The following is a 10986-nucleotide window of genomic DNA, read 5'->3' as shown; positions in this document are numbered from 1 at the left end:
CACAGGAATAATTGGCCCGAAACAAACGTAGGAGCGAGCGCAGCTCGCGATGCGCCGCGCGGGCGGCGCTCAATCTCGATCCATAAGCCCGGCGCGGCCCTGTGGGAGCGGGCGTGCCCGCGAACACCGGAGCAGCCGGTGCCATGTACCGCGCTGGATGCTTCGCGGGCGCGCCCGCTCCCACAGGGGACGCGGTGCACCCGGCGCTGCAAGAATGACAGGCAAAAAAAAGGGGCGCCGACCAAGCGCCCCATAAGCCGTAAAGCACACAACAAATTCAGTTGGCGTCCACTAGCGCCATCGCCTCGGCACTGCACGCCTCGATCCGCGCCCAATCGCCATTCTTGATCCAGCTGCTGTCGAGCATCCAGGTGCCCCCTACACACATCACGTTGGGCAAGGCCATGTAATTGCGCACATTGGCCGGGTTCACACCACCGGTTGGGCAGAAGCGGATATCGCCGAAAGGCCCGCCGAACGCCTTGATCGCCGCCACGCCACCGCTGATTTCCGCAGGGAACAGCTTGAAGCGACGGTAGCCCAGGGCATACCCCAGCATGATTTCAGACGGCGTGCTGATGCCTGGCAGCAGCGGGATCTCGCTGTCCACCCCGGCCTGGAGGAGCTCCGGGGTAATGCCTGGGGTGACGACAAATTGTGCACCTGCGGCTTCAACGGCGGCGAACATACCGCGGTCCAGAACAGTGCCGGCGCCCACACAGAGCTCCGGGCGCTGCTTGCGCAGTACCTCGATGGCCTTCAGCCCAAGCGCTGAGCGCAAGGTCACTTCAAGGGTACGGATACCGCCAGCAGCCAGTGCGTCAGCCAGCGGCAGGATGTCTTCCTCACGGGCGATGGTGATTACCGGCAGGATGCGCGCCTTTTCGCAAATGGCGTCGATCCGCGCGGCTTTGTCGGCCATCGAGAGCTTGGACTGTGGGCGTTCAAGGGTGGTCATGACTGTGGATCCTTGGCTCATGGGCACCAGTAGATGTCCAGGGGGGCGTGAAGAAAAGCGCGAATCGGCATTTCGGTAAGGTCGTTGCCAGCCAGCGCGGCGCGCAGGGTGGCGAGTTTGCCCTGGCCCTGCACGGCCAGCGCGGTAAAGCCGGCACTGGCCAGCAAGGCGCGGGTCATCGAGAGGCGCTGGTGCGGCACGCTGGGCGCCAGCAACGGCAGGCAGCGACGTTGGCCAGCCAAGTCCAGGCCTGCTTCCAAGTTCGGGCTGGCCGGGAACAGCGAAGCGGTATGGCCATCGTCCCCCATGCCCAGCACCAGCACGTCGATCTGCGGCAGCTCGGCCAACGCCTGGTCGGCCATGAGTGCGGCGGCGTCGAGGTTTTCCGCCTGCTGGTACAGGCCAATGAAGCGGGCCTTGGCCGCATTACCCTGGAACAGGTGACGGGCCAGCAGGCCCGCGTTGCTGTCGGCGTGCTCTACCGGCACCCAGCGTTCATCGGCCAGGCTGACGGTGACCTTGGCCCAGTCCAGCGCTTCGCTGGCCAGTTTTTCCAGGAAGGGCACCGGGCTGCGGCCACCGGACAACACCACGCAGGCCTGCCCCTTGGCAGCGACCGCAGCGCGCAGGCGCTCGGCCACGTCGTGGGCCTGAGTGGCGGCCAGCGCCTCGGCGTCTGCCAACTCGTGTACGTTCACGACCGCTGGCAGTTTCAGTTCAGATATCCCCATACCACGCCCTCCCATCGCGTGTGATCAGTGCAATCGAGCTCATTGGCCCCCAGGAGCCGGCCGCGTAAGGCTTGGGCGCATCGCCCGCATTACGCCAGCCGGCGATCAACTGGTCGCACCACTTCCAGGCATACTCGATTTCATCCTTGCGCACGAACAGGTTCTGGTTGCCGCGCATCACTTCGAGCAATAGCCGCTCGTAGGCATCCGGAATCCGCGCACTGCGCCAGGTATCGGAAAAATTCAGTTGCAGCGGGCCACTGCGCAGTTGCATGCCCTTGTCCAGCCCCTGCTCCTTGGTCATCACCCGCAACGAAATGCCTTCATCCGGCTGCAGGCGGATGATCAGCTTGTTGCCCACCTGCAAACGCTGTTCCGGGGCGAAGATGTAGTGCGGGGTTTCCTTGAAGTGGATAACGATCTGCGACAGCTTCTGCGGCATGCGCTTGCCGGTGCGCAGGTAGAACGGCACGCCCGACCAACGCCAGTTGCGAATGTCGGCACGCAGGGCGACGAAGGTTTCGGTATCGCTCTGCGCGTTGGCATTGTCTTCTTCCAGGTAGCCCGGTACCGGCTTGCCGTCGCTGTAGCCGGCAATGTACTGGCCACGCACCACGCGGGTGCTCAGGGCGTCGCCCGTGATCGGTGCCAGTGCCTTCAACACCTTCACCTTTTCGTCGCGGATGGCATCGGCAGACAAGTCGCTGGGCGGGTCCATGGCGATCAGGCACAGCAGCTGCAGCAGGTGGTTCTGGATCATGTCGCGCAGTTGCCCGGCCTTGTCGAAGTAGCCCCAGCGGCCTTCGATACCGACCTTTTCGGCAACGGTGATCTCCACATGGGAGATGGAATTCTGGTTCCACTGGGTTTCGAACAGGCTGTTGGCAAACCGCAGGGCAATGAGGTTCTGCACGGTCTCCTTGCCCAGGTAGTGGTCGATACGGTAGACCCGGCTTTCCGGGAAAAACCGGGCGACAGCGTCGTTGACCCGGCGTGACGATTCCAGGTCGTGGCCAATGGGTTTTTCCAGCACTACCCGGGTGCGCGCCACCAGGCCGGCCTTGTCGAGGTTCTCGCAAATGGCCCCGTATACAGCCGCGGCGGTGGCAAAGTAGGCGATCAACGGCAGCTCGCCGGGCAACTGCTCGGCCAGCGCCTGATAGCCTTCAGGCTGCAGGAAGTCCAGGTGCAGGTAGCTCAGCCGGGCGAGGAAGCGCCCCAGCGCGGCCGGCTCGATATCGGCCTCGGGCACATGCCGGCGCAGGTGCGCTTCGATGTGATCCAGGTGCGCCTGCGCACTGCCGGCCTCACGCGCCAGCGCCAGCAGACGGGTGTCGGGGTGCAGCAGATTGGCGCGGTCGAGTTGGTACAGCGCAGGAAACAGCTTGCGCAGCGCCAGGTCGCCGAGGGCGCCAAACAGGGCAAAGGTGCAAGGTTCGACACTGATTGCAGCCATGATGTTGGTTCTTTCCTAAAGTTGGTCTAGGAATACCGCTTTCACATACGGTTTTCAAGGGGAAATGTAGTAAAAACCACAACATTACACACAAGTGTTACAGACAAGTGGTACACCAACCGCACCGACAGTACGATAGACGACCGTGCAAAAAGCCTGCTGCTCCCACAGCCGGCTGTCTTCCCGACCCAAGGACATACCCATGGACCGCGTGCGAAACCTCCTGGAACAGATCCAGGGACGCCTCGACGAGCTGAACAAGGCCGAACGCAAAGTCGCCGAAGTCATCCTGCTCAACCCGCAACAAGCCACCCGTTTCAGCATCGCTGCGCTGGCCCAGGCGGCCAAGGTCAGCGAGCCGACCGTCAACCGTTTCTGCCGCTCGTTCGGCGTCAGCGGCTACCCCGAGCTCAAGCTGCAACTGGCACAGAGCCTGGCCAGCGGCGCCGCCTATGTCAGCCGCGCAGTAGAGGCCGACGATGACCCGGCGGCCTATACCCAGAAAATCTTCGCCAGCGCCATTGCCTCACTCGACAGTGCCTGCCAGCAACTGGACCCGATGCAGGTCAGTCGTGCCGTGGACATGATGATCCAGGCCCGGCAAATCCACTTTTTCGGCCTTGGCGCCTCCGCCCCGGTGGCCCTCGATGCACAGCACAAGTTCTTCCGCTTCAACCTGGCGGTATCGGCCCATGCCGACGTGCTGATGCAGCGCATGCTGGCCTCGGTGGCCCACACCGGTGACCTGTTCGTGATCATTTCCTACACCGGGCGCACCCGCGAACTGGTCGATGTGGCACGCCTGGCCCGCGAAAACGGTGCCTCGGTACTGGGCCTGACTGCCGCCGGCTCGCCCCTGGCCAACGCCTGCAGCCTGAGCCTGCATATCCCGCTGCCCGAAGACACCGACATCTACATGCCAATGACCTCGCGCATCATTCAGCTGACCGTGCTCGATGTCCTGGCTACCGGCATGACCCTGCGCCGTGGCGTGGATTTCCAGCCGCACCTGCGCAAGATCAAGGAAAGCCTGAACGCCAGCCGCTACCCGATAGAGGACGACGAACTCAACTGAGCCGGTGCGCCTGCAAACGCAGGTGGGCACGCTGCCCCGGCGCCAGGCTCAGGCCCTCGCCGCTGCCACTGGCCGCCTCGACGCAGACAAAGCCCTGGCATTCCCGCCCGGTCACGCCCATCAACGGGCGATTGCCCGGGTGCCAGACCACCGTGTCGTCGCTGTCGCCCGTGTCGATGCACAGCTCGCGCTGCCAGGCCGGGTCCTGAAGTTGTACCCGCGGCGTGCCCGGGTAGACCTTCTGGCAGCCGCCCTTGAGCTTCAGCGCACCGCCCTCGCGGCAGGCCTGACGGTTGAGCCGGTCATAACCCTGGATATCCTCCAGCCCAGACAGCGCTATCTCGGAAACGTGACTGATACGCCAGTAGGCCAGCAAGGCATGGCTCAACTGGCAGGGTTGGCTGTCCTGGTGCTCGGTGCTCAGGCTCAGCTCCATGCGGCTGCCCAACCGGGCATGCAGGTCGACCTGCCAGTCGCACAGGTCCAATTGCCACTTCAGGCTCACGCCCTCCTCGTCCTCGCGGCTGTCCACCAGCTTCCAGTCCAGCAACCGCGCCCAGCCATGCGCCGGCCACAGGTCTTCGCTGGGGTGGCGGCCATACCACGGCCAGCACACCGGCACACCACCGCGTATCGCCCCCACTTGCGGCCACTGCTCGGCGCACCACAGCCAAGGCCGCTCGCCCGCCGGCTGAAAATGCAGCAGTTGCGCGCCCTGGCGGCTGAATACCGCCTGGCATCGGGGGTGGTCGATGATCAGTACATCGCGCTGCTGGTAACGCTCCCACTCGAATGTCGGCCGCGGCCGCTGCGAGGTGAAGAAGCGATGGAGCGGATGTTCAGGCATGGGTCAGAGCTCTTTTTGTTTGAGGTAGCGCTGTCTCGGCCTATCCCCAACACCCACTGCAGGGCAGTGGGTGCCGGGCGCCGAAAATGGATTGGCGTAAATTTACAACAATTGCCCTCAGAATGACGACTGAATCTTCAAGCCGGCGACCAGCGCATTGTCCACCTGGTCAACCCCACCCGGGCTCTTGATGTACTGCAGGTTGGGCCGCACGGTCAGCCAGTTGGTGACGTGGAAGCCGTAGTACAGCTCGGCGTTGTACTCGGTGCGCTGCAATGGCATGAAGCCTGGGTTGTCGTAATCGTCGATGCCGTTCTGCGCGTTGATCAGCTCGGCACGCTTCTTCACGTCGTCGTTCACATGGATGCGTGCCACGCCAAAGCCGATGTCATCCTTGGGCCGGGCGTCGAACGCGCCTTTGTACACCAACCCCACCTGCTGGTAGTTGTCGACCACGTTGGTGGCCTTGTCGTGCACGGTGAAGTTGGCGAACAGGCTGAGGCCGCGGTTCACATCCCCGGCATGGGCGGTGACCTGCTGCTGCGCCACCACCCACCAGCCATGCTTGCTGGAGTGCGACTTGAACGCGTTGCCGGTGATACCCTGCGGGTTGCCGTTGACGTCGTCGTAGACATCGTCGGCCTTGGCGGTGCTGTAGTAGTAGCCCAGGCGGTACTCGCCCGGCAGGCCGTTGACCTTGGGTGACCACACCGCCTCCACCGGCAGGATCGCGCCCTTGGTGCCGCTGCCACTGAGTTTGAAGCCGTTGCCGGTTTCCAGGTTGGAGGGGTTCTGCTCGAAGGCACCGACCTGCACGAAGAAGTCCGGGGTAATGTTGTACTTCACCCGCAGCGCCCACTGGCTGACCGGCCAGTTGTACCAGATGCCGCCTACCCAGTTGCCCACCTGCGAACCGCAGAAGGCCAGGTTCTGGAAGTCGCACGGGAAGCTGTTGAAATCCTCGCCCGGGCCGTAGCGGCCGACTTTCACATCCAGTGCGCCGTCGAAGTACTTCTGCTTGACCCACATCTGGGTCAGGCGCCAGGTCTGGCCGCGCCCCCACACCTCCTGCACCGAGCTGAACTGCCCGGCGCGCGGGTCGCTGATGCGGTCGTTGGACAGGTTACGGCCGCTACGTTCGGTGATCGCCAGCTTGAATTCGGCATCGTGCCAGCCGAAGATCTTCTGCAGGTCCAGGTGCGCGCCAAGGGCGAACTGGTCGCTGTAGCGCGCGGTTTTGTCGTCGTTGTAGCCGCCATGCAGGTTACCGGCCACTTCGCCCACGTAATCGAGGGTGAAATCGTAGCCCTTGTCCAGCAGCTCGGTACGGGTGCCGCCCCAGTCCCCGGTCATCCACTTCGATTCGCTGGAAAATGCCTCGGCAGCTTGTGCACTGGCGCTGCCAACCACGGCGAGCAATGCCAGCGACCCCAATGTCTTGATACGTTTGCGCTGTTCCATCCCTTTGCGTCCTCTTTTTCTTATTGATGATGTAGACGAATTAACGGCCTTTGAAGTCAGCCACGTTGTCCTTGGTGGCTGCGGCAGTGCTGGCCAGGTGCAGCCGCTCGCCGCTGTTGGCGTCGAACAGCAGCACCCGCGCCGGGTCCAGTTGCAGGTTGAGGTTGTCGCCAACCTCGCAGGCCACATCGGGCGCCAGGCGGCAGCACACCTTGGTCTGGTTGAGGGTGACGAACACCAGCAGGTCCGGCCCGGTGGGTTCGGTGACCTGCACTTCGGCACGAATGGCCGACAGGCCGTTGCCCTCGCTGGCCCCCAGGGCGATCTGCTCAGGGCGGATGCCCAGCAGGATTTCACGGCCATCCTGTTCATTAGCGGCCAGCCCCAAGGGCAGCTCGCAGCGCGCCTGGCCGCTGTCGAGCAGCGCCAGCAGGCGGCCATCCCGTTGCTTGAGGCGGGCCGGAATGAAGTTCATTGGCGGCGAGCCGATGAAGCTGGCGACAAACTGGTTGGCCGGGTCGTTGTAGATCTGTTGCGGGGTACCGAACTGCTGGATGATGCCATCTTTCATCACCGCAACCTTGTCGCCCAGGGTCATGGCCTCGATCTGGTCATGGGTGACGTACACGGTGGTGGTCTTCAGGCGCTGGTGCATCAGCTTCATTTCGGTACGCATCTCGACCCGCAGCTTGGCGTCCAGGTTGGACAGCGGCTCGTCGAACAGGTAGATCTTCGGCCGCCGCGCCAGTGCCCGGCCCATGGCCACACGCTGCTGCTGGCCGCCCGACAGCTGCGCCGGTTTGCGCGCCAGCAGGTGCTCGATCTGCAGCAGCTTGGCCACCCGCGCCACCTCTTCATCGATTGCCGCCTGCGGCAGCTTGCGGATTTTCAGGCCAAATTCGATGTTTTCGCGCACGCTCATGGTCGGGTACAGCGCATAGGACTGAAACACCATGGCGATGTCGCGGTCCTTGGGGCTCATGCCACTGACGTCCTGCCCGTCGATGAGAATGGCCCCGCCGGTGATCTGCTCCAGGCCGGCGATGCAGTTCATCAGGGTCGATTTGCCACAGCCCGACGGGCCAACCAAAATCAGGAACTCGCCGTCGCTGATCGACAGCTGGATGTCCTTGAGGGTATCGGGCAGGCCGGTGCCGTAGGTCTTGTTTACATTGCGCAGTTCGAGCGTTGCCATGACTTACCCCTTGACTGCGCCGGCCGTCAGCCCGCGCACGAAATATTTGCCTGCCACCACGTAGACCAGCAGGGTTGGAAGGCCGGCGATCATCGCCGCCGCCATGTCGACGTTGTATTCCTTGGCGCCGGTGCTGGTGTTCACCAGGTTGTTCAGGGCCACGGTGATCGGTTGCGAGTCGCCGCTGGAAAACACCACGCCGAACAGGAAATCGTTCCAGATCTGGGTGAACTGCCAGATCAGGCAGACCATGATGATCGGCGTCGACATCGGCAGGATGATGCGGCGGAAAATGGTGAAGAACCCGGCGCCATCCAGGCGCGCCGCCTTGACCAGCGCATCCGGGATGCTCACGTAGAAGTTGCGGAAGAACAGGGTGGTGAAGGCCAGCCCGTAGACCACGTGCACCAGCACCAAACCACTGGTGGTGCTGGCCAGGCCAAGCTTGCCGAGGGTGAACGAGGCCGGCAGCAACACTGTCTGGAATGGCAGGAAGCAGCCGAACAGCAGCAGCCCGAAGAACAGCTGCGACCCGCGGAAGCGCCACATCGACAACACATAGCCGTTCAACGCGCCGATGGCGGTGGAGATCAGCACCGCCGGCACGGTGATCATGATCGAGTTCCAGAAGTAACCGCTGACCGTGCCCCAGGCCTTGACCCAGCCAATGCCGGTGATCACCGCGGGCCAGCTCAGCAGGTTGCCGGTGCTGATGTCTTCCGGGGTTTTGAAGCTGGTCAGCAGCATCACCACCAGCGGCACCAGGTACAGCAGCACGGCAATCAGCAACACGCCATGGATGGCGATACGGCCAAGGCTCAGTGCCGGTTTTTCGGCAGGGCTATTCGATGCGCTATGCATGGCGTTTGCTCCGCAGCTCCGAGTACAGGTAAGGCACGAGGATCGCCAGAATCGCGCCCAGCATGAGGATGGCGCTGGCAGAGCCCATGCCCATCTGGCCGCGGCTGAAGGTGAACGAGTACATGAACATGGCCGGCAGGTCGGATGAGTAACCCGGGCCACCGGCGGTCATCGCCGCCACCAGGTCGAAGCTCTTGATGGCAATGTGCGAAAGAATCATCAGCGCACTGAAAAACACCGGGCGCAGGCTGGGCAGCACCACTGTCCAGTAAATGCGTGGCAGGCTGGCACCGTCGATCTGCGCAGCGCGGATGATGGACTGGTCAACCCCGCGCAGCCCGGCCAGGAACATGGCCATGATGAAGCCCGATGCCTGCCACACGGCGGCGATCACCAGGCAGTACACCACCCGGTCCGGGTCGATCAGCCAGTCCAGCCGAAAACCCTCCCAGCCCCAATCGCGCAGCAGCTTGTCCAGGCCCATGCCAGGGTTGAGCAGCCACTTCCAGGCGGTGCCGGTAACGATCATCGACAGGGCCATGGGGTACAGGTAAATGGTCCGGATAAAACCTTCGCGGCGAATGCGCTGGTCCAGCAATACCGCCAGCAACACGCCAATGGCCAGGCTGATGGCGATGAACAGGCCGCCGAACAGCAGCAGGTTCTTGCTGGCCACCCACCAGCGATCGTTGTCGAACAGCCGGGCATATTGCGCCAGGCCCGCCCACTTGTAGGTGGGCAGGAAGGTCGAGGTGGTGAAGGACAGCACGAATGTCCAGAGGATGTAGCCGTAGAAGCCCACCAGCACAATGAACATGCTCGGTGCCAGCACCAGCTTGGGTAGCCAGCGCTGCAGCGCGTCCAGGGGTGAGGCCCGCAATTGGGCGGTAGTTGTGGTCATGGTTCACCTCAAAGGCGCTGCACTCCGGGTAGGAGCGGCCTTGCGTCGCGATGGGCTGCTGCGCAGCCCTGAGGACTCAAGTTCGACACCTACCTGAAAGATCGAGTGCGCAGGTTTGGGGCTGCTGCGCAGCCCATCGCGACGCAAGGCCGCTCCTACAACGGGACCGCGTCAGCCTCTACTGGGCCGCCTTGATCGCCGCCGCCAGCTTCTTCGCCGCATCGGCCGGGTCGGCCTTGGGGTCGTTGATGTAGTTGGTCACCACATCGAAGAACGCGCCCTGCACGGCCAGCGTGGTGGCCATGTTGTGCGCCATGCTTGGCTGCAGGCCGCCCGTCTGGGCGTCGGCGAGGAAGTCCTTGGCGGAGGTTTGCGCGCAGCTGTCGAAGCCATACTTGCCCATGTTGCCGAGCATGTCGTTACGCACCGGAATCGACCCTTTGTTGATGCTGAAGACCTTCTGGAAGTCCTCGCCCAGCACCTTGCGCGCGATGTCCTGCTGCCCGGCGGATGTTCCGGCGTCGTTCTGCTTGAACACCACCAGCGAGTCGATGTTGTACAGGAAGGCCTTGTCAGTGCCGGGGAATGGGACGCACTGGTAATCCTTGCCGGCGGTTTTCTTCGCCAGGGTCCATTCGCTCTTGGCCCAGTCACCCATGATCTGCATGCCGGCCTTGCCGTTGATGACCTTGGCCGCTTCCAGGTTCCAGTCCTGGCCCTTGCCATCCTGGTCCATGTAGGTGGCGACCTTTTTCAGCTCGGTCAGTGCCTTGACCATTTGCGGGCCAGCCAGGGTGGCGCTGTCGAGGTCGACCAGGGCCTTCTTGTAGCCATCGACGCCCATCACTGCCAGGACCACGTTTTCGAACACGGTGCTGTCCTGCCAAGGCTGGCCGCCATGGGCAAGCGCAATGAAGCCGGCGGCCTTGAGCTTGTCGGCAGCGGCATAGAATTCGTCGAGGGTGCTGGGCGCCTTGTCGATGCCGGCTTTCTTGAAGACTTCGGGGTTGATCCACAGCCAGTTGATACGGTGGATGTTGACCGGCACGGCAACGTAGTCACCGTCGTACTTCACGGTATCGGCGACCTTCTTGTCGAGCAGCGAGTCCCACTTTTCTTCCTTGGCCACGTCCTTGAGCACATCGGCATCGAGCAGGCCGGTGGCCGCCCAGTCCTGGATGTCCGGGCCCTTGATCTGCGCCACACCGGGTGGGTTGCCGGCGACTGCGCGGCTCTTGAGTACGGTCATGGCGGTGGCCCCGCCGCCGCCGGCAACGGCGCCGTCCTTCCAGGTGAAGCCATCTTGCTCGACTTGCGCCTTGAGCACATCGACCGCTGCTTTTTCACCGCCAGAGGTCCACCAGTGCACCACCTCTACACTGCCTTTGCTTTCGGCGGCGCTGGCGCCCAGCGGCAGTAAGGAGGCGAGCGAGATAGCAGCGGCGAGACAGAGTTTGGAATTCATCGAAGCACCTTTCTTGTTGTTATGCGTGCAAGTCAA

At 63.2% G+C, this 10986-nt stretch carries 10 protein-coding genes; 1 reads left to right on the top strand and 9 read right to left on the bottom strand.

Annotation, left to right across the window (positions count from 1 at the left end):
- Positions 1–277: 277 nt before the first annotated feature.
- Genes EGJ22_RS19725 through zwf form a run of 3 tightly spaced genes read right to left on the bottom strand, consistent with a single transcriptional unit; the run spans position 278 to position 3145 of the window.
- Positions 278–958 (bottom strand): bifunctional 4-hydroxy-2-oxoglutarate aldolase/2-dehydro-3-deoxy-phosphogluconate aldolase, encoded by a 681-nt coding sequence (locus EGJ22_RS19725; protein ID WP_054890314.1) that lies wholly within the window; start codon positions 956–958, stop codon positions 278–280.
- A gap of 17 nt (positions 959–975) precedes the next feature.
- Positions 976–1689, bottom strand: a complete 714-nt coding sequence (gene pgl / locus EGJ22_RS19720; protein ID WP_125920357.1) for a 6-phosphogluconolactonase — start codon at positions 1687–1689, stop codon at positions 976–978.
- Positions 1676–3145, bottom strand: a complete 1470-nt coding sequence (gene zwf, locus EGJ22_RS19715; RefSeq protein WP_009683411.1) for a glucose-6-phosphate dehydrogenase — start codon at positions 3143–3145, stop codon at positions 1676–1678. Before zwf ends, pgl begins: the two co-directional genes overlap by 14 nt.
- A 211-nt stretch (positions 3146–3356) precedes the next feature.
- On the opposite strand from zwf, the gene hexR reads away from it, so the two are divergent.
- Entirely contained in the window at positions 3357–4220 is an 864-nt protein-coding gene (gene hexR, locus EGJ22_RS19710) for a DNA-binding transcriptional regulator HexR (protein WP_172828429.1), read from the top strand.
- Here the strand turns inward: hexR and EGJ22_RS19705 are convergent.
- The 6 genes from EGJ22_RS19705 to EGJ22_RS19680 form a co-directional block, all read right to left on the bottom strand.
- On the bottom strand, positions 4213–5067 hold the full coding sequence (locus EGJ22_RS19705) for a D-hexose-6-phosphate mutarotase (RefSeq protein ID WP_009683409.1): 855 nt from the start codon (positions 5065–5067) through the stop codon (positions 4213–4215). The genes hexR and EGJ22_RS19705 overlap by 8 nt on opposite strands.
- A gap of 117 nt (positions 5068–5184) precedes the next feature.
- A complete protein-coding gene (locus tag EGJ22_RS19700; RefSeq protein WP_009683408.1) occupies positions 5185–6528 on the bottom strand; it encodes a carbohydrate porin in 1344 nt (447 codons plus the stop codon).
- Between the two features lie 40 nt (positions 6529–6568).
- On the bottom strand, positions 6569–7723 hold the full coding sequence (locus EGJ22_RS19695) for an ABC transporter ATP-binding protein (protein WP_125920356.1): 1155 nt from the start codon (positions 7721–7723) through the stop codon (positions 6569–6571).
- Between the two features lie 3 nt (positions 7724–7726).
- Complete coding sequence (locus EGJ22_RS19690) at positions 7727–8584, bottom strand: carbohydrate ABC transporter permease (RefSeq protein ID WP_009683406.1); 858 nt, start codon at positions 8582–8584, stop codon at positions 7727–7729.
- A complete protein-coding gene (locus tag EGJ22_RS19685; protein WP_009683405.1) occupies positions 8577–9485 on the bottom strand; it encodes a carbohydrate ABC transporter permease in 909 nt (302 codons plus the stop codon). The genes EGJ22_RS19690 and EGJ22_RS19685 overlap by 8 nt, the downstream gene beginning before the upstream one ends.
- A 178-nt stretch (positions 9486–9663) precedes the next feature.
- A complete protein-coding gene (locus EGJ22_RS19680) occupies positions 9664–10950 on the bottom strand; it encodes an ABC transporter substrate-binding protein (RefSeq protein ID WP_125920355.1) in 1287 nt (428 codons plus the stop codon).
- Between the last annotated feature and the right edge of the window lie 36 nt (positions 10951–10986).

It is taken from the genome of Pseudomonas sp. p99-361 (assembly GCF_003935475.1).
Lineage (GTDB): Bacteria > Pseudomonadota > Gammaproteobacteria > Pseudomonadales > Pseudomonadaceae > Aquipseudomonas > Aquipseudomonas juntendi.
The sequence above is the reverse complement of the archived record's forward strand: the minus strand, read 5'-3'. Positions and strand labels throughout refer to the sequence as shown.

Excerpts from the sequence above, each read along its gene's own strand:
- EGJ22_RS19725 (WP_054890314.1), bottom strand. The coding sequence starts at position 958 with ATGACCACCCTTGAACGCCCACAGTCCAAGCTCTCGATGGCCGACAAA.
- pgl (WP_125920357.1), bottom strand. The coding sequence starts at position 1,689 with ATGGGGATATCTGAACTGAAACTGCCAGCGGTCGTGAACGTACACGAG.
- zwf (WP_009683411.1), bottom strand. The coding sequence starts at position 3,145 with ATGGCTGCAATCAGTGTCGAACCTTGCACCTTTGCCCTGTTTGGCGCC.
- EGJ22_RS19705 (WP_009683409.1), bottom strand. The coding sequence starts at position 5,067 with ATGCCTGAACATCCGCTCCATCGCTTCTTCACCTCGCAGCGGCCGCGG.
- EGJ22_RS19700 (WP_009683408.1), bottom strand. The coding sequence starts at position 6,528 with ATGGAACAGCGCAAACGTATCAAGACATTGGGGTCGCTGGCATTGCTC.
- EGJ22_RS19695 (WP_125920356.1), bottom strand. The coding sequence starts at position 7,723 with ATGGCAACGCTCGAACTGCGCAATGTAAACAAGACCTACGGCACCGGC.
- EGJ22_RS19690 (WP_009683406.1), bottom strand. The coding sequence starts at position 8,584 with ATGCATAGCGCATCGAATAGCCCTGCCGAAAAACCGGCACTGAGCCTT.
- EGJ22_RS19685 (WP_009683405.1), bottom strand. The coding sequence starts at position 9,485 with ATGACCACAACTACCGCCCAATTGCGGGCCTCACCCCTGGACGCGCTG.
- EGJ22_RS19680 (WP_125920355.1), bottom strand. The coding sequence starts at position 10,950 with ATGAATTCCAAACTCTGTCTCGCCGCTGCTATCTCGCTCGCCTCCTTA.